The organism is Halomonas sp. H2, from assembly GCF_050215315.1.
Taxonomy (GTDB): Bacteria; Pseudomonadota; Gammaproteobacteria; order Pseudomonadales; family Halomonadaceae; genus Vreelandella.
In genome coordinates, this window is record NZ_CP189760.1 from 3,877,392 (window position 1) to 3,902,891 (window position 25,500).

The 25,500-nt window shown below is 51.8% G+C and carries 19 protein-coding genes; 8 read left to right on the forward strand and 11 right to left on the reverse strand.

Going from position 1 to position 25,500, the window contains the following annotated elements:
* Positions 1–59: 59 nt before the first annotated feature.
* Both ACQE2I_RS18025 and ACQE2I_RS18030 read right to left on the reverse strand, forming a co-directional pair.
* Positions 60–974 carry an Abi family protein gene (locus ACQE2I_RS18025; RefSeq protein ID WP_427029381.1) on the reverse strand — a complete coding sequence of 305 codons (915 nt, stop codon included), beginning with the start codon at positions 972–974 and terminating at the stop codon, positions 60–62.
* 148 nt (positions 975–1,122) lie between these two features.
* The gene (locus tag ACQE2I_RS18030; protein WP_427029382.1) at positions 1,123–4,002 is read right to left on the reverse strand and encodes an SNF2-related protein; all 2,880 of its coding nucleotides are present in this window, start codon (positions 4,000–4,002) and stop codon (positions 1,123–1,125) included.
* Positions 4,003–4,240: 238 nt separating this feature from the next.
* Between ACQE2I_RS18030 and ACQE2I_RS18035 the strand changes: the two genes are divergently transcribed.
* From ACQE2I_RS18035 to ACQE2I_RS18050, 4 genes are all read left to right on the forward strand, one after another.
* Positions 4,241–4,606: a helix-turn-helix domain-containing protein gene (locus ACQE2I_RS18035; protein ID WP_427029384.1), complete on the forward strand. Its 366-nt coding sequence runs from the start codon at positions 4,241–4,243 to the stop codon at positions 4,604–4,606.
* A gap of 2 nt (positions 4,607–4,608) precedes the next feature.
* Positions 4,609–5,847, forward strand: a complete 1,239-nt coding sequence (locus tag ACQE2I_RS18040; protein ID WP_427029386.1) for a type II toxin-antitoxin system HipA family toxin — start codon at positions 4,609–4,611, stop codon at positions 5,845–5,847.
* 175 nt (positions 5,848–6,022) lie between these two features.
* Positions 6,023–6,334: a helix-turn-helix domain-containing protein gene (locus ACQE2I_RS18045; protein WP_427029388.1), complete on the forward strand. Its 312-nt coding sequence runs from the start codon at positions 6,023–6,025 to the stop codon at positions 6,332–6,334.
* 18 nt (positions 6,335–6,352) lie between these two features.
* Positions 6,353–7,651 carry a type II toxin-antitoxin system HipA family toxin gene (locus ACQE2I_RS18050; protein WP_427029390.1) on the forward strand — a complete coding sequence of 433 codons (1,299 nt, stop codon included), beginning with the start codon at positions 6,353–6,355 and terminating at the stop codon, positions 7,649–7,651.
* A 219-nt stretch (positions 7,652–7,870) separates the two neighbouring features.
* On the opposite strand, the gene ACQE2I_RS18055 is transcribed toward ACQE2I_RS18050, so the two are convergent.
* Complete coding sequence (locus ACQE2I_RS18055) at positions 7,871–8,089, reverse strand: hypothetical protein (protein ID WP_427029392.1); 219 nt, start codon at positions 8,087–8,089, stop codon at positions 7,871–7,873.
* Between the two features lie 184 nt (positions 8,090–8,273).
* Between ACQE2I_RS18055 and ACQE2I_RS18060 the strand changes: the two genes are divergently transcribed.
* The 4 genes from ACQE2I_RS18060 to ACQE2I_RS18075 all read left to right on the forward strand — a co-directional run bounded on the left by ACQE2I_RS18060 (position 8,274) and on the right by ACQE2I_RS18075 (position 10,793).
* Complete coding sequence (locus ACQE2I_RS18060) at positions 8,274–9,119, forward strand: hypothetical protein (protein ID WP_427029393.1); 846 nt, start codon at positions 8,274–8,276, stop codon at positions 9,117–9,119.
* The gene (locus tag ACQE2I_RS18065) at positions 9,116–9,529 is read left to right on the forward strand and encodes a hypothetical protein (RefSeq protein WP_427029394.1); all 414 of its coding nucleotides are present in this window, start codon (positions 9,116–9,118) and stop codon (positions 9,527–9,529) included. Before ACQE2I_RS18060 ends, ACQE2I_RS18065 begins: the two co-directional genes overlap by 4 nt.
* A complete protein-coding gene (locus ACQE2I_RS18070; protein WP_427029395.1) occupies positions 9,513–10,040 on the forward strand; it encodes a hypothetical protein in 528 nt (175 codons plus the stop codon). The genes ACQE2I_RS18065 and ACQE2I_RS18070 overlap by 17 nt, the downstream gene beginning before the upstream one ends.
* Positions 10,041–10,163: 123 nt before the next feature.
* Positions 10,164–10,793 carry a recombinase family protein gene (locus tag ACQE2I_RS18075; RefSeq protein WP_427029396.1) on the forward strand — a complete coding sequence of 210 codons (630 nt, stop codon included), beginning with the start codon at positions 10,164–10,166 and terminating at the stop codon, positions 10,791–10,793.
* A 200-nt stretch (positions 10,794–10,993) separates the two neighbouring features.
* Here ACQE2I_RS18075 and ACQE2I_RS18080 read toward each other — a convergent pair whose 3' ends face one another.
* The 8 genes from ACQE2I_RS18080 to ACQE2I_RS18115 form a co-directional block, all read right to left on the reverse strand.
* The gene (locus ACQE2I_RS18080; protein WP_427029397.1) at positions 10,994–11,734 is read right to left on the reverse strand and encodes a cold-shock protein; all 741 of its coding nucleotides are present in this window, start codon (positions 11,732–11,734) and stop codon (positions 10,994–10,996) included.
* Positions 11,735–11,809: 75 nt separating this feature from the next.
* Positions 11,810–12,145 carry a hypothetical protein gene (locus ACQE2I_RS18085; protein ID WP_427029398.1) on the reverse strand — a complete coding sequence of 112 codons (336 nt, stop codon included), beginning with the start codon at positions 12,143–12,145 and terminating at the stop codon, positions 11,810–11,812.
* On the reverse strand, positions 12,142–13,494 hold the full coding sequence (locus ACQE2I_RS18090; RefSeq protein ID WP_427029399.1) for a PD-(D/E)XK nuclease family protein: 1,353 nt from the start codon (positions 13,492–13,494) through the stop codon (positions 12,142–12,144). Before ACQE2I_RS18090 ends, ACQE2I_RS18085 begins: the two co-directional genes overlap by 4 nt.
* A gap of 78 nt (positions 13,495–13,572) precedes the next feature.
* A complete protein-coding gene (locus tag ACQE2I_RS18095) occupies positions 13,573–14,328 on the reverse strand; it encodes a hypothetical protein (protein ID WP_427029400.1) in 756 nt (251 codons plus the stop codon).
* A 25-nt stretch (positions 14,329–14,353) separates the two neighbouring features.
* Complete coding sequence (brxL, locus tag ACQE2I_RS18100) at positions 14,354–16,396, reverse strand: protease Lon-related BREX system protein BrxL (protein ID WP_291822940.1); 2,043 nt, start codon at positions 16,394–16,396, stop codon at positions 14,354–14,356.
* Positions 16,396–18,738 (reverse strand): BREX-1 system phosphatase PglZ type B, encoded by a 2,343-nt coding sequence (gene pglZ, locus ACQE2I_RS18105; protein WP_427029401.1) that lies wholly within the window; start codon positions 18,736–18,738, stop codon positions 16,396–16,398. Before pglZ ends, brxL begins: the two co-directional genes overlap by 1 nt.
* A gap of 31 nt (positions 18,739–18,769) precedes the next feature.
* Positions 18,770–22,012, reverse strand: coding sequence for a hypothetical protein (locus ACQE2I_RS18110; RefSeq protein ID WP_427029402.1), 3,243 nt, complete (start codon positions 22,010–22,012; stop codon positions 18,770–18,772).
* Positions 22,012–25,398, reverse strand: a complete 3,387-nt coding sequence (locus tag ACQE2I_RS18115; RefSeq protein WP_427029403.1) for an Eco57I restriction-modification methylase domain-containing protein — start codon at positions 25,396–25,398, stop codon at positions 22,012–22,014. The genes ACQE2I_RS18110 and ACQE2I_RS18115 overlap by 1 nt, the downstream gene beginning before the upstream one ends.
* Positions 25,399–25,500 lie beyond the last annotated feature (102 nt).

Below are 25,500 nucleotides of genomic sequence, written 5' to 3' on the forward strand. Positions count from 1 at the left end.
ACCGCTATGGTAGGCCGATGATCATTGGTAGGGATGATACCTGTCGGTACTGCTAGGCTCTAGGAGAGTCTGTCCATCCAAACCGGCAGTTGTTGCCATCCTTCTGGAAAGCCCATGCTAGTCGGGTGAATACTATATTGCTCGATCAACCCAGCCAGCCGCTCTCGGAAGTGATGGTGGCCACTGATGACATCAAGCAAATAGGTAAGCATCACTGCCGTGTTATATAGCTTGCGCTGCGCCGACTCATCTCTTCCCTTGACTAAGCTCTCACCAAGAGGCGCTGGATTGCGTGGCAGCGTAAACTTCACCGCTAATTCGCGGTTCCACACTCGACCGTGGTGGGCGCAGTGGTTACGCACGATATATAGGTGGTGACAAAACGATATGAGTATTCGCTCATCTAAACCATACGCCCTGGCAATGGCATTACGATCATCGCTATGGGCGAGATGCTGGAGCCACTTTGAAAGCTGACCAAAGCTCATAATCTCCACTACTGCCCAGACAGGCGGTAGGGGTTCATCATAATGCTTGCGGAAGTGTTGGATAAATACCTCGCGATTACCCTGCACATCCTTGAGGAGGCCAGCCAATCCACTTCGATAATTCCAGCGACTTGAGTCCTTAAATAGGGAAGACTGCATGAGAGCATGCGGGCCGTGTCGATGCCCAAGTTGATAGGCAAAATGACCGCGTAACGAAACTTCGATTCGCTCAATAGCATCAAGCAAAAGCAAACGTAATTCGCGGTCAAATAGATAGTGATCTAGTACCGTCTCAAACTGGGTGCCTGACCGAAAAATATGGCTATCGTGATGTGACTCATAGGGAAGCCAGTAGGCAGCGAGTCGATAGTAATTCAAATGGCCTAGATAATGCTCAGCTCGCGCCTCATCCTGGAAATGCATACCTCGTTCACGCAGACGAACGACTTGATTGGTATAGCTGAGGGCAGGCTTTTCATATTTCATTAGTTTCACAAAAAAGTAACCCCCCATGGTGCGCTGATCTGACGGGAAGCGTGGGGGGTGTTGTTAGCGAAGAGTGTAAACAGCTGATCGAATAAGGTCAATCCAGGAATGCTCCATGAATATTCAAACACATCCGTAGCTGTTGCTTTCACGCCAGTTCCCAGCGAACCCGGAAAAGCTGGTGGGTCTGGCTTTTCCGATGCATCTGGCGCTCCAGAGCGTCGATGAGCGCATCACGTTTTTCTTCGATCTCATCTTGCACATCGAAAATTAACTGACGATCCCGCCGTTGTTGTCGTTCAAACGACTTAAGCACCTCTTGGGCGGCTTTTTGCTCTTCTAACGACTCAGCAACACGCGAACGCCGCTTGGCGTCTTTGATCTTAGCCCGCGTATCTTCCAGTTGTGCCTCGCTGGAGGCAACTTGGTCTTCAGCCCAAGCCTCTAGTTTGTCACGTTCGCGCTGAAAATAGCCGTGGTTCTCTTCTAGAACGCGGCTAAGGGTGGCATCCAACTGTCTTTTAGCCAGCGGAGCCAAATCTGCTGGAGGTTCAGGCGCTTGCTTCTCCACCAAAGCTGAAATATTGAACAGCCGTTCACATGCTTCTTGATCAAGACGTGTGCCATCGTCGGCGAGGCCAGTGAATACCAAGTGCTCTTCATGTTGGAAGCTATCGAGTTCAAGCAGGTTTAGCTCCAACCAGCCGCTTTGGGCCGGCAGTTGTTCAAGCACGGATATGCGAAGTGGGTGATCTGCCAGCTGAAAGCGAAGCGTAACCGTAGGTGTCTCCTGGCGGCGCCCATGATCCAATACATGCTCACCCAGTGGATGGGTGAGCCGATAGATGTGGGCATGTTCAGGTGGCTTAATGCCCTTCTCCTTGCGAATCAACCAGTATTCACCCGTTGGTACACTACTTAGTGGCGATTCTTTTAGCTGAAAGGTGAGATGACGGTCACTGAAGACGGCCTGATTGGCTAAGCTGTGCCGGGTGAGTTTCCAAAAAAGTTTACCGGTGCGATCAAGCTGAGCCTCAGCTTTGTCGCGTTGGATTCGTAACAAATCGTGAATCTGCTCGTCGAAGTGCTCAAGTAACTTGCTCTCGGTCTCACGCATGCGGACATCAATATCGGCCTCTAATTTCTCACGTAGCGCTACAAAGGCCGCCTCAATAGCATCAGGTGTGCGGCAGGTAGCATAGATTTCAGCAATGCGTTTCTCGATGTCCACCCCGGATTCCAATCGGCCAAGAATGTCATCGGAAGCGCCGAACAATCCATCGAACAGCTGGAACTTCTCGCTTAATAGCTCTAAAACGCGTTTATCAGCCTCATTACGCTGATTTAAGAAGTTAACGACCACCACATCAAACTGCTGCCCGTAACGGTGGCAGCGACCAATACGTTGTTCTACCCGCTGAGGATTCCAGGGAAGATCGTAGTTGACCACTAGATTACAGAATTGGAGGTTGACCCCTTCGGCGGCAGCCTCAGTCGCCACTAAAATCTGCGCACTATCACGGAAATGGTCAATGATGGCAGAGCGCCGGTCGATAGCAGGGCTGCCTGTAATGTGATCGCTGCCTGAATGCTCAGTTAGCCAACGCTGGTAAATTCCCGTTATCCCCGGGCTGTTGTTGGTGCCGCTAAAAGTGACTACTTGATCAGCAAAGCCATGGCGTTCGAGGAAGCGACTTAAATACTCAAGCGTACGCCGCGATTCGGTGAAAATCACCGCTTTGCGTGGTGCTCCCATCTCATCCATACGGGCGAAACCCGTTTCAAGGGCGGTAACTAACGCATGGGATTTAGCATCTTCATGGATGCCTTTAGCCAAGCTCAGATACTGCTCTATTTCAGCGATTTCGCCCTGTAACCGGGTTGGATTGATCTCCTGCTCTATCAAATACTGCGCATTAACTTCTCCAACCTCGTCGGTATCGGCTGATTCCAACAGCTCTTCATCAAGTGATTCATCGGCTAGCAACGTTGCAAGCCAGTCTTGCTCAACTTGATGCTGATTGTGGAGCGATTCTAAACGCTCCTTTAGTGTTTCTAGGGTCTGGATAATGGCGGTGGTGGATGATGCTAGCAATTTTCGAATGACCAGCGAGACCAAGTGACGCTGGCGGGATGGCACGCCATAGCTGTCGTCGCGTGCCAGATAACCTGATACCAAGTGATAGAGCCGCTGCTCATCAGGTGAGGGGGTAAATGGAATCGTTAGTGCCTTTCGGTGAGTATACTGGACGTACTCTAATACCTGACGCCTTAGAGTACGCTTGGCAAACTCGTCAAGGCGACGGCGCAGCCCCTCAATGTCGTTACCATTACGCATGAATTGACGTCGAAAACTGATTGCATCCCCGAACAGCTGTTCATCAATTACGGTCGATAGACCATATAGCTCAATCAATGAATTTTGAAGCGGGGTCGCCGTGAGTAACAGCTTACGGCAACCTGCAAACGTTCGCTTAATAGCCTGTCCGGTGCGATGACTTTCACGGTGGGCATTGCGCAGTTTGTGAGCTTCGTCAATGACGACGAGATCCCACGGTATGGTGCGCAGCTGGGGCTCCAGTTTGGCAGCAAAATGGTATGACATCACACTGATGACATCTTGATCTAAAGGATCGTATATCCCTTGGTCACGCTGCTGCTTGTAGGTACGAGCATCAAGCACCTGGGTAGGCAGGTGGAACTTCTCGGATAGTTCATTCGCCCACTGTTTTCGTAGCGCGGCTGGCGCAATCACTATTAAACGACGCCGACGCTCTGCCCAGTACTGGCATATAACCAGGGCTGCCTCAATGGTTTTACCAAGACCCACTTCATCCGCCAGTAAAACGCCTTTTGATAACGGATTTTGTAACGCAAAGAGGGCGGCATCAATTTGATGGGGATTAAGGTCGACGGAAGCATCAAATAGAGATGTTGCCAATCTATCGACATCACCACCTCGCCGCTGGCGAGTTAGCTCATAAGCAAAGTACTTGGCATGGTAGTTCGTGATGTTCTCAGTCGTCACCCTATTCCCCTACCCGTTGCAATAAGACAGCTCTTACTTTCCCTTGCCGCAACATAATGTGCAAGGCTGGGCGCCGTGCATCGTAAACTTGCTATGCTCGAAAGCGAGGACATCACCGAGACTACCGAAACTTTCCAGCACGACTGTAAGTTGCGCTATCGCGCCGAAAAGCATCGTGATACTTGCAAATTATGAAACTATACTTTCATAATTAATGTAAAAATGAAGGTATAGCTTTATGCCATCTCGTTCAGCGGTTGTGTTCCCCAAGGATCTCAAGGTGTTAAAAGCGCTGGGCGAGAACATCTTGCTTGCCATGAAGCGCCGTAAAATCACCCAGACCCAGCTATCTGAACGCACGGGGCTTTCTATGCCGACGCTGCGCAATATTCTGCGTGGTGAGCCCAGTGTCTCAATGGGTCATTACCTAGTGGTGTTATCGTCGCTTGGACTTGCTAGCGATTTAGCGAAGGTAGCATTAGATGATGAGTTTGGACGTAAACTGCAAGATATCGAGCTACTAAGAACGACCAACAGAGCCTCTATCAAGTCGAAAAACGCTAGCACTGTGGTTTATCGCCCTTCCACTGAAGGCAGGCGTTGATCATGAGTAAACCGATATGGGTCTATGCCGATTGGCTTGCTATGCAGCCGCCTGAGCTAGTTGGGAGGCTGGAAGTCGATCTGGTTCGGGGCAGCGAAGTCTACCGCTTCGCGTACGCAAAGACATGGCTCGACTCTCCGCTTGCTGTGCAGATTGACCCTGAGCTACAGCTGTTTTCGGGAGATCAGTTCAACAATGACGCGCGCAACTTCCGTGTGTTCCTTGATTCTTGCCCGGATAGATGGGGGCGCCTGCTCATGCAGCGACGTGATGCGGTTGTGGCTAGGCAAGAGGGTAGGCGTTTAGTAAAACTCAACGAATCCGACTACCTCCTCGGTGTACACGATACGTTCCGCATGGGCGGGCTGCGTTTTAAGTTACAAGAAGACGGCCCTTTTCCTGATAACAATCAGCAGCTGGCTGCGCCGCCATTATCCAGCCTGAGAGAATTGGAGTTTGCAGTCAGCCAAATAGAGCTACAGCCTGACCTGGATAGCCCCAATTATCTAAAGTGGCTGAATATGCTGATTTCACCCGGCTCGTCGTTGGGCGGGGCGAGGCCAAAAGCCTGTGTCATGGATGGCGATGATCTCTGGCTAGCAAAATTCCCCAGCCGGTATGACGATTACGATTTAGGCGCATGGGAATATTTGCTTTATCGCATGGCGGTGGATGCGGGCATCGAAATGGCGCCATGCCGACTTCAGCGGTTCAATAGCACTCACCATACCTTTCTAACCCAACGCTTTGACCGTGTTGGCAGCTTACGTCGGCACTTTAGTTCAGCGATGACTCAGCTAGGTTATTACGATGGTGATGCAGGCGCGAGCTATCTTGAGCTGGCCCAGTTTCTTATCGAGCAAGGAGCCAATACTCAGCAGGATCTGCATCAGCTTTGGTGCAGAATGGTGTTCAACATACTTGTCTCAAACGCTGATGATCATCTGCGCAACCATGGTTTCTTGTTGGCAGAAAATAGTAGCGGCTGGCGACTATCGCCCGCCTACGATATCAATATCTCGCTAGGGGCTGCAGGGCTGCATTTAAATATCGACGAGTACTCCAATGCGTTGGATTTAGAGTTAGCGCTGGATGTTTCGCCCTATTTTCAGCTCTCACCAAGTGAGGCACGGCTAATTCTTGATCAGATCCAAAAGGTGACGCGCCAGTGGCACCACTATGCCAATGAAATAGGTATCCATCGGCAAGAGCAGCAGCTAATTGCATCCGCCATTATGTGAAACTAAACATCCAATATAGAGAATATTTAGAAAATATAGTTTCAATTTATATCACTCAATATTCTAAATTTGCTCCCGCACCTCCTGTTTTGTCATCTTATAAATTGCTTTTAAAATAAATAGCAACTAATCTGTTGCTTAACAAGCGTAAAGCAACAGATAAGATGACAATACTATGCCGTTACTGGATCAGATCAAAAAGCGCCGTATTACGTTAGGCTTCAAACAAAGTGACATGGAGATGCGGGTGGGAATGTCGCGCCAGCAGTATCAACGGCTTGAAGCCAGTGGCAACCCGCGCCTTAACACGTTGGAACTGGTGGCTAAGGGGCTGAACAGCGAGATTATGTTGATCCCCCAAGAGAAACGCGATGCGGTTTTGGCCCTGCTCGCAGGTCATATAGCGGACACACCTTCCTCCGATATGGCGGACGACAGCGATAGCGTCATTGATGATCCATGGAAAGGCTTACTAGAGGATGATTAACCGTGTAAAGGGGGCTAAATGGATCGATTGAGCATTCTGCAGCTTTCTTTGCATGGGAGCGTGGTGGGTCATCTTGCGGGTTATTCCCATGGCAAGAATATCCTGCTGTTCGATGATGAGTTTCGCCACAACCCTGAGCGGCCAACGCTTAGCCTGATTACGCACCCTAATTTCCCTAAATCTGAAGAGATTTTAGCTAGCGACTGGTCGAGGCACCAACGGTTGCATCCTCTGTTATCTAATCTGCTGCCTGAAGGTGCGCTGCGTGAACTGCTCGCGCATAGTTTGAAAACCCATATTGACCATGAGTTCTCTCTTCTAGCATGGCTTGGTCTTGACCTTCCCGGCGCTCTCATCGCACGCCCACTCTCCCCAGACAACATCCCGGCGAAGGTACTGGCTCGGTTGCCACACGCACGACCTGAAACCATTGAATATCCGTCGGTACTAATGCCTGGCAATAAATTCTCGTTGGCTGGTGTACAGATGAAGTTCTCCATGAAGGAGAAAGATGGCCGTTACAACCTGATCCATAGTGCCGTTGATGATAGGAGTGCGGAGTTGGGTGAGTGGATTATCAAAACGCCCTCCACCCAGCACGCTTACGTTCCATTAAACGAATTCTCGGCAATGCAACTGGCATCCCTTGCAGGCATCGATATGCCGGAAACACGCTTGGTCGCACTCGATACGTTAGACAACCTGCCTGCTATCCGCTTGCCGGAAGAGCCTATAGCGTTTGCTATCAAGCGTTTTGATCGCCAGCGCGGCGTGCACGGTACCGAGCGCGTTCACATGGAGGATTTTGCTCAAGTCTTGGCGAAATATCCCCATGAAAAGTATGGCTCGGCTAGCTATGATCAAATCGGCCGTATTCTGTACCAGTTTTCCGGTGATGCCATTGCGGATGCCCAGCAGTTTGCCCGACGCCTGCTGGTAAACATTTTGCTTGCCAATGGCGATGCTCACTTAAAAAACTGGAGCCTTTTGTACTCTGATCTCTACACGCCACGGCTATCACCCGCTTACGACATTGTGACCACCAGCGTGTATATGGACAACGAGCGTACTACTGCGCTCAATTTGGCGGGCCAAAAAGCGTGGTACCAAACCTCCATGGAAAACTTTCAGCAGTGGGCCAAAAAAGCCGACATACCCTGGCGTTTAATCAAGCCCCACCTAGATGACACCCTTGATAAGGCGCGCACCCTATGGCCTCAAGCACTGACGGAGTTACCAATGCATGAGCCCCATAAGCAGGCGCTTAGAGAACATTGGAAGCGCCTACATACTGACTTTCGCCTGCCTGACGGTTAACAACGATAGTTAGTAGCGGGAAACATCACTCGATATTCTGAATCTGCTCACAAAATAGAACGAAAAACCCATTCAAAAACAAATACATAAAATAGAACTTTATGGTTTTTTTAAATTTACTACCCATTATACTACCCAAGAGCAAAACCTCTAGCTCTGAGCACACCAGCCTTTACTAGAACGTATTGTTAACTGGGATAAATGGGAAACTGGGAATTACTATCTATTTTCCGGCTTCCAGACCCCATTCTGAACCAAAAAGTCTTCCAGTGTCTCCCCGGGAACACTCGGCTCATCGCTATCTTCCAGTTTTGCTATGCCAGCACTGATAAAGCGCTTGATGAGCTGTTCCGGCGTCAGGTCCAACTCTCCGGCAATCGCCTCCAATCGTTCAGGCAGCGTTTCTCTTTTCTGGAAAGTAATGGTGTAGGTAGTCATAACAAGGCCTCAAGCGGACAACCCTGCTGGTAATTCTATCAGTCGATAGCATGCGGCGTACCTCCGACAATAAAGCGACGTTTGTACTGACGATACAACCAATTGATTTATTTGACTATTTTTTGATTTTCGCCTTGCATATTTACGATTTCGTGCGAGTATTTTAGAAAACGCAGGAGTCCACATGGCCAAGTTGAAAATCATTAGTTTCGCAATAATCACCACCGCGCTAACGGGTTGCGCCGCCACCCCACGACAATACGACGATGAGTCGTCCCGAGCATTGAACCTGGCTCGCGCGGGAGGCATCTACGACCAGAGCCTACGGGATTCACAAGACGGAACTCGATCGTATCGTAATAGTCTGCTGATGAACGCTCTCAACTTGGCCAGCCTTGCAACGTCCTTGGATGCCCCACTCCGGCACCTTTCCGGTACCCAGACGCTGTTGTTTAACGCCACCGATATCATGATGACGCCGGATAACCCATCGGCGCGGCCAAGCCTGATCGGCTGGATGCCGGAATCACTCGCCGCAAACGAAGACGAAGCCTACGACCGCTATGTTGCTATTGTAGATAAGGCTATTGTTCAGGCCGCAGAGTCTATGGCGATTTCCGCTACGAAAATGACTGGCGTGCGCACTCCGGAGGTTGAAGGCCACTCTCTCATTTTATGGTCAGTAACAGCCGAGCAATACGGCTGCTCCGACAGCAACTGCATCATCGCTTACAACATTCAACAACCGCATTACTGGAAGACACCTGACTACATTGTTGGTGGTAGCCCTAACAGCTACAACATTACTGCCAATCACCCCAAGAATTATTCACGGTTGGTGTTTCGGCAGTCGGGACAAGAGACCCTGCTCCCCACCGGATTGTTATACGAGGCTCTTAGCAACGCCATGCCGCCCTGGATGGTGATGTACTTTCCGCCTAACACCGTGATTCGAGACAGTGAGCTGGTCTCCTATCCGGTTTTGTATGAGCAAGGCAACCAGTTGACGTTCAAGGAGCCGCAGTCATGAGCATTTGGCACGATGAACTTGAATTTGAATTGCTGCGACTTGAGGACGCCAGAGTCGACAGCGATCGCATGACCTTCGTGATCAGCAACATTCTTAACAAATACGGTATCTTTCATCAGTGCCGGCTGGGCTACGCTGAAGACCTGCAAAACGGCACTATGACCCTTCCACACTGCTGGATTGAACTTGAACAAGGCTGGTTTATCGACCTCACTCTCCGCAGGTGGCTCGATGATGAGAATGACATTCCTCATGGTGTTTTCCAGCCCTCAAAGTATTCAAGGGTTCGGTATCGAGGCTTGCCACTGCAGGCGCCAGGGTTGGATGAAGACGAACTTACGAGTTTCACCGACGGGCGTCATAAACAAGTGAGGATATCGCAGCTGTTAGCACATGCTGCTCACCACTGAGGTACAAGCGCAGTTAAGTTATATGAAAAAGGAGAATCATATGTGCATAAGAATAAGACCGTGGGAATGGTACGTCAGTGGAGGGGTTGCGGGCGCAGGTCTTTTGGAATTGTGGCTGAAAGACTTCAGCGACGTCCCCCATTTTTGGGTAATCCTGTTCTGGCTGACAGTACTTCGGATTTACATCTATGGAATGGGTCGGCTCTGGCGCGTGCTAACGGGGAAAGGTATGCAGGAACTGGAAAAGGAGCACGATGAGCTGGTTGATAGTTTTCAAACAAAGATCAAGCACCAGGTTGAGATGTTTGGCCGAAACTTCCTCAAGGGCAAAACTATTGATGATTACAAAAGGTCACACCCTGAGAGCTTCGAAGGGAGAAGGTTTATAGCGTGTCATCAGTGTGGCGGCCGGTCAGTCTGGGTTAAACAAATGGGAAGCACTCGCTATGGCATCCATAACCAGCATATCTGCAGAACTTGCGGTGTAGCCTTGTGGCGCTCAAACCTATGATAAGGCTGGTTCTAATTGGGTATACATCAACGGAACCAGGCAACCAGCTCCGAAGACAACCAAAAGAACCATCTAAAACAGACCGGTCTCACGGAACCATCTATAGCAGACTGAGGAAGTAAAATGTTCATTCGAGCCTACCTGAGAGCATCAACCCGGGAACAGAATGCAGATCGGGCAAAGGAGTCTTTGATTCAATTTTGCGAACAGCACGGCCACCGGATCGCAGCTTTCTATACTGAGAATGTTTCCGGAGCCACTCTGCACCGGCCGGAACTGATGAGGCTGATTGCCGAGTCCGGTGAAGGCGATATTGTTCTGGTGGAACAAATTGACCGTCTTGCCCGCCTGAAACAGAAAGACTGGGATATCCTGAAACAAAGATTGAGCGCCAAACGGCTTTCAATTGTTTCACCGGAACTTCCCACAAGCTGGCTGGCGCTGGATCGGAAGGATGAAGCCGGCTTCACCGACTCTATCTTGCAAGCCGTGAACTCCATGATGCTGGATATGCTGGCCGCCGTGGCCCGTAAAGATTACGAGGATCGCCGCCGGCGTCAGTCCCAGGGGATAGGTAAAGCCAGGGCCGAAGGCAAATATCGGGGGCGGCAGCCAGACATCAAGCGTCGTCAACATGTGGCCAGCCTGCTGCGCACTGGCCACAGCTATAGCGAGATTCAGGAAATACTGGGGTGCTCCAGACACCTGATTGCCTCTGTCGCAAAAGAGCAAAGGCAGTCCAAGGCTGCCTGATGGGAGCTGTGTTCCAACCAAACAACAGAAGGAGATCTCTCTGTGATTGATCTATCTGCAACACTGATCGGCTTTGCCAGCTTTGTATTAGTGGTACTAGCCGCATGCGGTGTCACGTACTATCACGCGGACCGACTGCAACTCTGGGCTGATAAAACATTCAACAAAGGCTCAAACCAAAACTCCTAAAGGGGCTTGAATCAGGCCTTCTCCAGCCATGCATCGTAGTTAGCTGAATGCCCAAAAATCATCCCTAAAAGAACAAAGCCAATGATCAAAAATGGCACCTCTTCCCATGCGAACCACGAAGCGACCATGACAGCAAACCAGACAGCATATTGTTTCAATTCGCTAGCTTCGGTTTTCTTCACCAGCTGAGCCTTCAGAACTTCAGCCCGTTCGTTAACGCCCTTCAAGTCATCGGCCTGATACTTGCCTCGGGAATTGCGCTTCCCAAGCATTACCGCACGACCACGAAAATTATGGATGGTGAAATGGTGCGTGCCGCTGCCCGTTCCCGATTCAGAGCCAGTGGTTTTGTAATACTCCACATCAACAATTCCATTCGCACCGATCTGTTCTGCACTGTCGACAAGATCCTTCTTTGCTTGCTCCGGTGAGTGCCTGGAAGAGCCATGCACAACCCAATCACTGCGTTCCATAACCTCCCACCCACGCACGTCACTGGATTTGGAAGTCATAAACTCGTCAGGGATCACGTAGGTAAACACCTCAGAGGGATCTACCAACGTACAGTTTCTTGCCTTATAGCCCTTCGGGGTTGCCTGTTGGTCAAAGTCGACGATGGCTTCTTCACAGATATTCGGAATGTGTTCCTTGTTCCTGAATTCGTCCTGGTGAAAAAAATAGTCCTTTCCGTCATCACCTTTGATGAAACCATACCGCTTCTCTGGCAGGTATGTTTTTACTGTTCCTTTCATTCCTGGTCTTCCCTAACTTCCAATTACCCGTTGCCCATCTGTTGCTCAAATGCCTGTCGAATAAGCCCCAAACACTCATTCATCACATAACGCGGAAAATTTACTCTCGGGCAGCCACTCGATCGCCAAACGGTTGCCTAGAATCTGTACGACCCCTTGGCCAGCATTAGACTTGCTATGCTCGGCTCGATACACCAGCAAGGTATCCAGCAACTCCATCAAATCCATTTTGAAGCCGCAATCCTTTAATGCATCGTGATCCGCATCCTCAAGCTGCCAACGAGCATGATCGAGTCGGTTATCATCAGAGTCACTCTGGAAAAATACTCTCCCTTCCGCAGTACTCTCTGTCAGATACTGTTTCGCCAGTTGGTCTAGCCGGATTTGATCAAAGTTGGCATCGTAGCTCATATCGCGTTTCCTTTTGATACGGTCGTACTAGCAGCACAACCCAAGGTTGTTAGTAGCTGGCCGAGAATTCTTTGCTGTGGGCTGTTGGAAAAGTCGGCCAGGTGAATAATGCCCTTATACTCAAGGGGCTCAGCATATGTCACAACTAGGGGAAATATATTCTTTGCCAGTAGTGCCTTTGACTCTAAAAGCTTCAAATCTGTTATCGACTCGTAAATAGAAGGATCAGCCTGCTCCGTCAGCAGGCAGCCCACATGGAGCATCTTGGAGCCGTAAAACAACATAAGAACCACCTTTTTGGCCCATGTGCCTGTCTCCAGTCGATAAAAAGCGCCCCTGTTTCGCGTCCCCTTACCCGGTCGGAAAAAATTGAACCTGCGCGCGTACAGGAGGCTGGAAGCATCATCCTTGAAGATGTTATGGACGAAAGGGTTCAGCAACTCGGCATTTTCCACTCCGATCCTGGTCATATCACCATTACTGACAAACGGTTCGAACAGTTCTTCCAGATTGGTTGTCATCGCCTGTTCAAGCCAGCTTGCGTGGATGGCCGGTAACTCGCTGGCCAGTTGGATTGCCTGCTCATGGTGTCGCTTGCCGTCGGCAATGCCCTCTTCGAGAACATCTTTTAGCGTTTTCACTTTACTCACGTACTCCTTTGTTGCCCGCTCTACCACTGCCTGGTAATCCCGCAACGCCCAAGCGATATGAGATTGTCGATCAACTTCGTTGGCACATGACTCAAGCCACGTATGAATACTGTCTTGTCCGATATTCTTTCGATAACTGAGATTTTGATAGTGAGCAATTGGCAGGCCGCTGGTGTTGAGCAAACGCGATGTCCGGTGGCAAACGGTCAACCCACCCAAACCGAACGCAGAGGGAGCCTGCCGATTTTTAGTCAGGTAGATAAACAGGGTGTCGTCTGCCTGTGCTGAATCCGTGGCACCAACGGCCTTGAGGTAGCGCGCCACCTGCCTGCGCTGATCTTGCGCATTGAGCTTATTTTCGATGACGATCTGGCGTTTGCCATCGGTTATCCAGAGATCAATCTGATCCTCTTGGCCATCCGGGCAATGTTCTTTCAGCACGGTTACAGATGTCAGATCCAACCAATCCTGGCGTCCAATAACTTCCAGGAACAGTTTGAGAAACCGTGATCCCTGGTAATGCTTCCCTTTGGGGTTCAGCAGTGAATAGATAAACCGGGTATGAAGGCGGACTTCATCATTTACCGACAGAACCGAGCTGAGCAGATTGAAGTCGTTCAATCCCCGTTGTTTTTGTTGGGCTTGTTCGTCCTCAAGTGCGTCCAGTGCAGCAAAGAGTTCTTCCCATGTCGAATCCATCTTATTTGCCTTGTTCCGTTTCCACCTGATCTGGAGCAGCGCAGCTTTAACAACGGTGGAGTGTAGCGAACTGCGTACTCAAACAGGCGAATCAAGAGCCGCCAGAAGCGCTGCCTGAGTACCCTTCAGATCTGGAAGGACATCTTTCTCAGCAAGTACGGTTTTGACATCCGATTTAAACCGATCCAGAAGGGCCGATAGGCCAAATGATTCGGATTCAGCCTCGATCTGTTCCAGAAAACCTTCAGCCAGAGCGTTAGCCACCCCTGAAAGGTCGCCGGCAGGATCAATGATGTCCTCAAAGTGTTCTGCCAGTACAGCGGAGAGCTCCGATTCTGAGAGCTCAGAAAAGACAACCCCGTCAGTGACCAGGTGAAATCCCAGTTCATCAGCTCGGTGAGGACCAATTATGCTTATGTCAGGTCCCTGAGCCGCCTCCTGGATCCGCTGGTAGGCAGCAAGATTAATGTCGTCAATACAGATAGCCCCAACTCCCAGCTCACCATCCTGATCTATTTCACCAAGCTCATCCCGGCTGCAGGCGGTCAGGCAAACCAGGGTGCGGTCGTCTAACTTGTCCAGCACACCAGTAATTTTACTTCGGATGACGGACTCCATATTGTCCATGAACGGACCTTCTTGCTGACACCAACAAAATTCATCCCAAACATGGCGAGCAAAAACATCTTCAAAGACATCGTATGGAGCCACGCTGCGCAGCTCAGCAATAACGGTTTTGACCAGCTTATCCATCTCGGATTCGCCAGCGGAGGCTGCCGCTGCTTTTAGTCGTTCAAGACCGCCAAAATCCACTTCAACCACATTCTTTGTCACAGAAATCCCTCCCTGAAAATCACTCCTACTCCACCATCGCCTTAATCAACGCATCCCGGGCATCAGAGTAAAACTGAATATCAATCTTGGTTGCCATCTCGTCCGACAAATCAAACAACTGCCTACGGCAGGCAACGGGCATCAGCAAGGCCGTTGCGCCCTTCTCTACCGCGATCTCGGCAACGGTCACCGGGTTATGCACAGGCTCTACAGAACCGCCCAGGTTGATCTCACCCACAATAATCAAGCCGCCTCGAACGCTTTTCTTCAGCAAAGCGGTGCTGAGGGCAATCAATGAGGCCATACCGAGCTTGGCGCCGGATTTGGAAGCGTCGAAGGCTCGCAGCTGCACGGTGAATTCGTGTTGGCGAGGATCTTTGTCGCCGACCAGTTGGGCCGATCGGGCGTACAGGTTCTGCTCGGCGTAGCCAATGCTTTCCTTGAAGGCCGGTGGCACCGGTTTATTCAGTACCTTCACGCCGGAACCCGGGCCTTCGTTCACCTCGATACGGTAAAGGCCGGGGTGTTCTTCTCCGGTGCCCGGGGAGATAGACCAGACCTGGCCAGGTTCCAGCGGGTCGTCACCAATGCTGTTTTCACTGTGCAGTTCCGGAGTAGAAACGAACTTTTCCACGCCGTCCTCGCCCATCACATAGCTGAAATGGGTATTCCGGAACTCTGCCGCGCCAATACGTTTCTGCTGCTCTTTCACCCGACGGCGGGCTTCCATAGCGATGCGTACCGCCCACTCAATGTCTTCGTCCGGAATCTGGGCCTCACCCGGGTACAGCAGTTTCAGCAAGCCACTGATGGTCTTGTTCACCGCATTGGTGTCCCGTCCGGACAAAGCACCACCGAAGAACACACGGTTTTGAATCACACTCAGCCGGCTCTGGTTACGAAGCTGGCTCCAGCACTCGGAAAGGAAGTCACTCACCAGACCAAAATGATTGGTCAGCAGCTCCTTGCTGACTTTGGGCACATCCCAACCTGGCAAGAAAGCATGAATACGGTCCATGAAGGCGGTATCGTCCTTCATCTCCGGCGGCATAGGGCCAAACAAGTGCCCTATACGCTGCTGGTGCTCCACATCCACATCGAAGTTGCCCACCAGCACAATACTGCCGTCCGCACGGATGTTCTCCTTGCCACGACTGAACTCCCCGGACTCCATATAGCCCTTCATGATGTTCACGCCGTCTTTCTGGTCGAAAGAGATACCGGAGACTTCATCGAAGCAGACAACATCGTACTGACAGACCAAACCACGCTGACCGTTCGAGTTATTCACAAACATCTTGGCGACGGTCGCTTTACCACCTGAAATCAGATGAGCGTAGGGAGACACCTGCTGGAACAGGTGACTCTTGCCGGTTCCTCGGGGACCAAGCTCCACCAGGTTATAGTTGCGCTCAACAAACGGCACCATGCGCAACAACATGGCATCGACCTGCCGCTCAGACAGGCCTTCAATCTCGATACCGGTAGAACGCAGCAGGAAGGCTTTCCATTCATCCGTGGTAAAGGCTTTCCGAGCCTCGGCCAGGCTATCCAGCACATCCCGCTTGGAGAGTTGAATCTCCCGCAAAGACTCCACTCCAAATGGCCGGCCTTTGTTTTCCTGGGCAATAGCGGCATCGTAGTTCAGGGTGATCTCGGCGTAGAAGCCACCGGTAAGCATTCGCTCATGCTCATTCACCAACTCTGATGAGATACGAACATCCGTCAGGCGAAGGCTGGGCAGTGTTGCAATGTAACTATCGGTCTTTGCATCCAGGCGAGCGGTAATCAGATCAATGATTTTGACCTCACCGTTCTCCCTGGCCCGGGCCTTGAACAACTCCTCTTCACCCGCCTTTACCGTGCGGGATTTGAGCTGCCGCTGAACAATCTCCAGCCCTTCATCAATTTCTTCCTGGTCGGTGCTTGCGCAGTAGCGCCCCAGAAGAAACTCCACCACGTAGGTAGGCACCGGAAACTGGCGGCTGAAGGTTCGCACCAGGTCTTTACGCACCAGGTAGCCATCCAGTGCGGCTACCGCTTTGTTATCAATCTCATCCAATACCATCACACATCTCCCCCACCAATCCTTGTGTCGGTCTGGGCTACCAGAGCCCCGTTATCGTCCAGCAACACCACCACGGCGTTCTGGCCTTCCATGTCTTCGTCTTCCACCACTACCGATGCTCTGCCGTCTTCCTTCAACGGCTTGGTGCCCAGCACGACACTGCTGGATGCTTCCCCGGCACGGGTACGGATATCCAGAGTCAGGCCTTTGTACTGACCTTCCACAGCTACCGTGCAGCGAAGCCCCTTCCAAACCAGATCGGTGAACTCAATTGCTGCCTGAGTGCCCGCTCCACCCATTACAACCAACTGCAAGGTCAGGCACTCCTGCAGGCTCAAGCCGCCGTGGGCGTACTCCTCACCGTTCTTGTAACAGCTGACACCATCGGCCAATGCGAAATAATGGCTCGGGTTCCAATACCAGGGAAACACCCGCTCCTGGGTGTCTGCACCGGGCTTGAGCGCAGCGCAGCGGCCCCATTTGCTGTCCGCAAGTACGCTTGGCAACTGGGTTTTGGGCAAGCCTCCGGGCAACAACAGCCAACCATGGTCGGTCACCACCCGAACCCGCTTCCAGCCGGCAGCCAGTAATTCGGTAATCCGGGTCTGAACCTCCTGCAGCAGGTTGTCCAGGTGTTTGGCCAGCTTCCAGCCCCGGTCGTGGCCTTCATGGTCGATATCGCCGAACTCGCACCAGGCAAAGCCCTGGCCATCACCATTGTCCGTGCGGTCCAGAACACGCCAGCCTGCCTCTTTCAACAGCTTCTTGTGGTGATAGCCACCCTTCAGAGACTGGCCTGTCTCGGCCACAGCGGGTTCGAAATCAGCGCTCGCGTCGTCACCTTTGATCTTGTCCCGTACCGGAGACACAGCCACCTTGCCCGTTGCCGTAACACTGGGCAGCGCCGTCCACACAGGAGTTTCAGAAATCTCCAGGCCTGCGGCTTCCAGGTGCTCAACCAGGCGTTTACCGGTATCAAAACGCAAACCATCCACAAACAGCACGCAGTCGCCCTGCTCAGCCGGGAATGTCGGAGCATTCTCATAAGAACCGCCGGGATAACTGGCCCCGTCCACATGCTGTTGCAGATAGCGGGCCGAATCTTCCATCCAGGGCAAATAAACAGACCGGATGGCTGTGGTTACTGCGTTCAGGTCATCGTTGCTGGTTACTTCAGCCAGCGCTCGCATCACGCTGTCATCCACCTTCCAGCCAGTGCTGGCATAGCCATTGGCAAGATCGGTAACCGTGCCGGCCGCAAGAGCCGTTTTCGCGTGTTCTGCCATGGTCGCCAGGTGCTTCAATGCCAGCGCCAGGGATGCCTCGCCCAACTCAGCCCATACCAGTGAGCGGCGGCCACCGTGGGCTTGTTCCAGATCTTTAAGCTGCGCTATGGCCTTGTGAGCGGGCATATTGCTCAGTGCCAGCAGATCCCGGCGTAGATGTTCTTCCTGGCTTTGGTTCCACTGCGGCCAGCCACCGGCCACGGATTCATCCGCGAACAGATCGAAAGATGGCGGCAGGCACTTGCGGATCTGGTCCGGAATGTGTGGATAACGATTAGGCGCTTCGCAAAACCGCTCCCACACCGCCTGCCAGGGGCCTTCGTGATTGGCCAGTTTGTTACAGCCGGCCAGAATACCGTCCTGCTGCGGATTGAACGCCAGTTGGGACTGGCACACCGAAACAAAGGCCTGCCATTCGTTCTCGCCCCGGGCAGCCTGAAATGCCTCGCCCTGGTCCAGCCACAACAACAGGTCCCGGGTGGGGTCACCACCGGTCAACAGGGTATTGAAGTAGTCTTTATCCAGCCGTTTGCCTTTGAGCAGCTCAACTTCCTCATCCAGCAAACGGTACAGCGCTAACTGCATTGCGTGGCGGCTTTCGCTGTCCTGAGCAACATCCAGGCCCAAACCGCCCTGGTCGGACTTCAGATAGGCCAGAATGGTCCAGTCCTTGGCATTCACCTGAGACCAGATCACGCCCCGGTACTGCAGCTCTGCCAGAGGCTTCAACTCATCCGGGCAGCTCTCCACCGCCCGCAAGTCCTGGCGGCTGACACCGGGCAGGTACAGAATCGGTGCCTTGCCTACCGGTAACTCAATATCTTCCGCGAACCCGGCAATGGCGTATCGAAGCCAGATTGCCGGGCCGGTACGTTTCTCCGGGGCGTAATCACCCAGCACCATCAGCTCTGGCAGTTCAGCTTGGAGCACCGGAATAACAGCTTCCCATTGGTGGTCGCGGTCTGGCCACAGAATGCAGGCGGGGGCTACCTGGGTGTCCGGATTGAAAGTCGCGGCGTCACGAACAGCCTTCAATAGCGCATCAATTACCTTCACTCCCCAGCCCTCAAAATATCAATGCTGATCATTAATTTTCGTCCTTTCCAAAATCTGACCTAACCCGCTCTGCTTCCTTGATATAGCCTTCTGACAAACCCCGCAGGGTCACGGCTAACCTATGAAAACCCGCATTCTCAGCTTCCTCGGCCCTCTTCTCATATTTCTCAGCTAAATTCCTTTCCGGTTTGCCTGATGGATCAACCGTGTGAACACCGCGAGAATTGTATAAAGCGGTTCTGAAGCCATCGCGCATCTCTTCCGAGTAACGATTATTCAGCGCATCAGCCACGGCTCTATTTATCCATAAACCATCCACATCGGGTGGCGAATAAATCAATGTCTTGCCAATGTTGAGCAGTGCCGCATTCAAGTGGCCTGACTCCGTACAAACTTCTCTAACCCTTTGAAGCCATCCTTTGAAGTGTTCAGAATCAAACGTTCCGTCATCTTTGAGTCCAGGCGGTCTTGTCCACTCACGGAGCAATCGGTGGGCGTTGGTGGCTATAGCCCTTTGCTCTTCAGAAGGCTCTCCGGCCTTGTCTCCCTGCTTGTCCGAAAGATAAATTAGTTGAATCACTTCACAGAAAAAATTAGGCTCATTAGCCAATTTTCGCTGTAAGTAAACAGGTTTGTTCCCATCGAGTTGATTAAGTAATGGCAAATAGGCCCATTCGACTCTGAAAAGGTCGTCATCACTAACGGCACTATCCGACTGTAAGTGCTTTATCAGTTGAACCATGTGATAACTATCCATGGCGTGGTTTGGCTCGCTGGATTTTAGCGCCCCAAGAAGAGCGCGCACGCATTGCTGCGGATCAATCGCCCTCTTCGAGTGCAGCATTCTTTCCAGACAGGTTATGGCTGCGTGGGGCCGCCCGTATTCGAGTAGCTTTTCAATGGCAAATTCGAGATCTTCTTTGGCGTCATAGGGGAAAGCACTTGCCCGAGCCCAATAATGCTCCTGATGCTCTTCAAGCCACTGCGCTGCTCGCTCCCAAGTTTCTCGACTGAAAGGCAAGCAAGCGAGAAACTGTCCCGTTTGTTTGGGACTCCATCCCGCTCTATTTACCCTGTCGCACCAATCCCAGCCCTCATCATGACGGCGGCGCCATATAAACGCGCCCACCAGGTCCAGGTGCTTTTCGTTCTCAGAATCCAAAAAGTTCGGTAGCAGCGTTTTTTCAATATCCGGCACAGATAGGTCAGCCAATGCGGTGCCAACATCACGAGGTGATGAGACGGTCTCGGCAAAACGAATTGCACCGCCTATACCATCTTTTGCAATAATCTCACTGATGGCTGATGCTCGCCGCTCATCAAGCTTTCTACGCTGCTCCTCCCAGTCTCCAGACTCCTCGTAGAGGTCAAAGTCTCGACCTGAAAAAAGCTCCTGGTATAAGAGTAAGGGATCAGTCGGGGCCAGCTTATCCATAACTGCCTCGAGCGGCTTTAACAGCTCGTCAGGTAGCGACCACTCTGCCTCTGGGAATCGCCGGTGTTTCTTGGTGAACTTGGAAAGTCGACGCCATAGGATTTGTCGTTGATCTTCAGGAAGCGACCGAATCTGATCGGAAGACAGAGTTTCAATCATCTGATCGAATGCTGGCCGAGTCAGATTGTCAGAGTGGTCAATTAACTCAGAAAGCTTGGCAACATCCAGTCCGGCTGCACTGACCGCTAGCTCTGCGTATGACGATGCCTGTAACCAATATTCATGCTTTGTAACCCCTTTTTCCCAGTCATCCGGGATAATCTCTCTCCACTGCGGCTTATGGGTGCCAGAAGTCATCTGGTGTTGGTTGGGGAGCAGGCTTAATAAAAGGCTCCAGCCAATGTCTGGCCATTCTTTGATAACGGTTTGTACCGCTACCTTGCGCTTTTCAATGCTTGCAAGTGTATGCGGCATCCAGGGAAGCAAAATGTCGGTCAAGGAGTTGGCTGGGCGGTTTGCCCATTGGCCACCTGGATCATGGCTGGCTAGTTCAGCGAGCAGATCACATACTCGAACAAGATACTGCTCATCCCAAGCTATACCTTCCAACGCCCAGAGCAGCCCTGTCATATGGTTGCTGCCGGTGATGCCAACGCCTTCCTGAGCGAAGAGCTCATCGAATGGGCAAGGGGATGACCGTAAAGCTGTTTCTATGGCATCTAGAAATTCCTTGGGCGCCGCTTCGGACAAGGTAGGAAGCAGATCGTTAAGGCTTCCCCATAACGCCCAATCCGCTCCGTCAAAGATATCCCGAATCGCCAAAACGGCTGTTATGTCGGCATTTCCAAGGGTGCAGTTGCTGCAAGCTTCCGCATAACAACCCAGAATGGCCAACCCTTCTGCAAGCCCGCTGCGCATTGCGGGGGAATAGCTTGGTGCTTTCCCGTGAATGCTAGCTGCATAACGCTCTTCTGGTGGCAGCTCAAAAGCGGGATCCTGTTCTTTCAAAACAGTAATGGCCAACGATTTAAATACCTCCAGGTTTGAATCAAGAATTCTCGAGCCCAGAAGCTTAAATAACTCTTTCCGATGGGTTACAACCCACACGCCATCTTTCAACGATAAGGGGCTATTTGGCAGGTGTAATATTTCACGAGCCCCCTTAATCCAATCTTCGTATCTCATATCGAGAATACGAGATAGAGCCTCCTTATCAGCTTGCTTCTTTTCATTCCATGATCCAACCAGACTTACCAGTGCTAACAGGGTCGCATCTGGATGATTCTTCCAGTCATCTGAAAGTTCATCTTTCTCAGGCCTCACGTTACTGGCTAGGTTATAGATTGCCGCCTTAACAGCAGTAAGGCTCATCTCAGCGGTGTACCTGTCCGGATCAAAGCCCTCTTTCATCTGCTGGTAGGGATGGATGTAGTTACGGAAATTTCTCAGATGTTGCCCGAAATTCTTTACATCGAGCCGAAGGATTCCAATGTTGTGAGCAACATCTATAAGCTGTGCGAGACTCCAGTCTTTAAACGGTTTTGGCTTGCCGTTTTCATCTTTCGGGCTTTGCGGGGACCGGTTGAAGTCCGCAGGCTTTTTGTTCGCCAAGCCAAGTAGCAAGCCTTCCAGTAAGGAGCCGCACAACATAATGGTGGCCATAGGGGAATGGGAGAGACAACGCTGCGCTTCGGTAAAGCGGTTCTCCAGGATAGGTATAAGCCCTGGATCTACCAAAGCGGGAGACAGGGATAAGGTCTCTATAGCCTGGGTGGTTTCGGCCCCCATCGTTGTTATCTGAAGGCCGTCCAGAGCGCGTTGTCTATCATCGCCGCTCATTAGACTTTCTCCCGTGCGGCTCTTTTTTCAGCAAGCGTCAGGTGGTGGTCGTTGATACGCTCACCCTTAAAGAGGTGGTACCAGGGTGCAGACTCCACATCCTTGCCACGGTCTTTGGTCCATTTGATGTTGGGTTTGTCGCGCAGGATGCCGGCGCCTTTCTTTTTGACATCCGCGACGGTCATGAAGGGGCGGATGTTTAGGCGCACGCCGTCGTTGAGGTCTGGTTCCCAGCCAATCGGCTGTTGTTCGATGGGCTTCCAACGCACGAAGATGTCGTAGGGGTCTTCACCTTCCAGGATCTGCTCCAGCTTTTTCTTCAGGGTTTCGGCAGCGGCGAGGCGTTCTTCGGCACCGTCGATGCCGTTGTTTTTGTCTTGCTTCTGGCGGCCGATCCAGTCACCCAGGTAGGTGTAGATCAGGGTTTCGAGGTTCTTGCGGTCGAGCTGGTGGTAGTTGACCAAAGCCGAGAAGCCGTCGGGCAGGCCGTCCCAGATGTGCCAGATGAAGGGGCGGTTCTGGAAGAGTTTGCAGTGCTGGGTGAAGAACTTGTCCCGTAACCAGGTTTCCAGGGTCTTGCCCGCATGGCTGGCGCTCTTGAGAAGTTCTGCCAGAACATCGGTGGACCAGGCATCGCCATAAGCAGCGGCCAATAGGTTCAACAGACGGTCGGCGGCTGAGGCCTCACCTCGGACCGGGGGAACACAGACAATACCGTCTTCATCGGCGAAGGGCAGCAACGCCTCGCAGCGATTCACCCATTCACGCTGCTCTTCGGCCAGTTCCATCTCGGTATCCAGTTCTGCGGGCCAACGGTAGCCGAGCAAGCGGGCAACGGCGACTTGTAGGACTGTGTCGTCGGTGCGCAGCGGACCTTCGGCTGTCCACTTTTGATCTTCGTCCCAGACGACTGAACTGCAGGGGTGGCCGTGGAAGATCCACTGGGTCAGGTCATCAGTGTAGGGCTTGGCTAGGCCATTGGGATATTTTTCACTGGCAACCTGTGTCCAGCGTTCAACGTCGAACGGCACCTGTAACAATGCCGTATTTGTTGTAAATAGGCCTCTGCTGTTCTCCGCAAGTCTTTGGTTGAATTCCTCCGACCTACAAAATGCCCAAATCGGCAATAAGTGGGAAGAGTCTTTGGGTAGCACCGGGGCAAGATTACTGTCAAACCTCGCACCAATGAAACGGACAGGCCGCTTTTGCCCTGTTTGAGATAGTCCCACAGCCCACTTTCCAACAGCGATGCTATCGAGACGTGGTCGGGTCATGCCTATACCATGTGTTGACCAGTCAATAATTTTATCCAGCCCTCCAAACTCTTGACTACCATTGCTGGAAGATTGACAAAAATTCCACGAACCTAAAGCTGGACGTTCCCAAAATTTCTTAATCCACTTTTCATCATCACCAGTCTTGATACCTTGAGGGCACTCGCAATAATCTAGGAGTAATTTTTCATCTCCGTATGAATTAGGTTGAATTCTACAGTCAGGATTCGATAGTTGATCTCTCTGCTGTAATACCAATGCTTCCGAACTCTTTAGAGAGTTAGACTTCTCTTCATGATTCTTTTTTTCAAAAACATCAATCAGGCAAAAACATGACTCTTGTTTTGGATTGGTTTTTTCTATAGATAGAAGGGAAACGTCTACGACCTCTCCAGTAATGGTCTCAAATGCTCTAGGTCCTAGAAAAGCCAGGGAGCTAAGTACATAATTTTGTAAAACCTCCTTCCTGAGTTCTTTAAAGTAATCTTTATTAGCGAACGCACTAGGAGTAACTACTGCATATAAACCATTATCTTTAACGTTATTCTTAAGGAATTTTTCTAGAAATACAGTTGCAAGATCTCCTTTAGAGATTTTGTAATTATTTTCTAGATGTTTTTTTAAAAAATCATTTTGTTTTCTTATCCCCAAATAAGGAACATTTGTAATAATTAATTCAAACTTTCTTGATAACAAGCTAGATGATTTTGAAACCCCTCTTGCTATAACGCCAATTTCTGACTTCTCTTCATCTTTTTCTTCAGCCAAAGCTTGGCTAAGCAAGGGGCCGACTTCTTCCCATGTCAATTCAAACAATGAGCCTTTGCTTAAGCTTGCTTCCGGATTAATTAAGCTACCCAAAATGGGCGCGTCTCTAAACTGTCTGTAAAGCTCTTCCAGCGCAACGCGCAGATCAGTGTTGTCTCCTGCTAACGCTAACCACTCTTCTTTCTTAGCACTAATCGACAAACCAGAGCAGGCTAGTTGTAGTTCTGGCAATGGCCGGTAGCCCTCTGCGCCAGGGTATTTCCAAGCGGTTAGGGCCAATGCGAATGCGGCAAGTTCCACACAGCGCTGATCCAGCTCCAGTCCATGAATGTTCTCCCGTAACACTGCATCCACGGCGTCCCGAGCGGACAAGCCATCGCGCTCCATTCGCATGGGGACGAGCATCAGGAAGGCGGCCACTAGGAAGTGGCCGGAGCCGCAACAGGGGTCCAGGGTTTTCAGGTCGGCCAGTTGTTCCGGCCAGGCATCAAAGGTGCCGGCAGCCGGTGTCCAGGCCCCATCTTCCTGTTTTACAAAGCGCAGATAGTCCAGGGGAACACCAGGAATGGAGGCCTTCTGGCGCAGCTCTTCTTCGCTTTCGGCGTGTTTCAGGTCGCTTTCACTGAGCTGCCGGGCCGCCCACCAGGCCCCCAATGAATTGTCGAGCAGGAAGCTCACCATGTAGGGCTCAGTGAAGAGCTGGGTGACGGCGGGGAGCTCCCGGGCACCGATCTTGACCTCGGACTGGTTGACCTGTTCCTTCTTCCTGGCCTGCCAGAACTGGTAAACCCAGCCCAGGCTGTCGGAGGCGGTGAACACCTCCAGCGGCAGGCCCGCGACCTGGCGCTCCAGGGCCTGTTGGTGCTCCGGTGGCAGGGTGAGCTGGAAAACCGGGGAGTCCAGCCGGAAAATCTGCGGCAGCATACGGGCCGCATAGCGGGCGGCCAGTTCCCAGCCGTTGGCGGCGCCTTCATCGGCGGCCAGGTCTTCACACTCTTCCAGGGTGATGGCCACCGGTTCGTCCGGGTCCGGGTACATCAGCAAGTCGTTTTCGGCCAGGAAGCGGGCAAAGAGCATGCGGTGCCAGTGCTCGTAGGCAACCTCTTCCACCAAACGGTCCATGCTTTGGACCTTGCCACCGTTCAGAGAGTCGCCCAACTGCCGCCCGTGGGCACGCAATCGACGGCGCAGCTCCCGCTCGGTCTCGCTCAGATGCGCGGCCGGTGTGGGGTCTGCCACACCCAGCTGGTCCAACGCGGCGCGGGCACCGGTTTCGGCGGTGTCGCGGGCGTTTTTAACGGCGCGTTCCAGTTGGTTTCTGAGTGTCTTGTCGAGTGGCTGCATGTTCTTTTACTTCCCCAGTCCTTAAAGTGATGCCACGGCTACGGCTTTGGTGCCGTTAAAGCGCTCTTCCTGGCACATCGGTACGCACCGATATGCGCACTT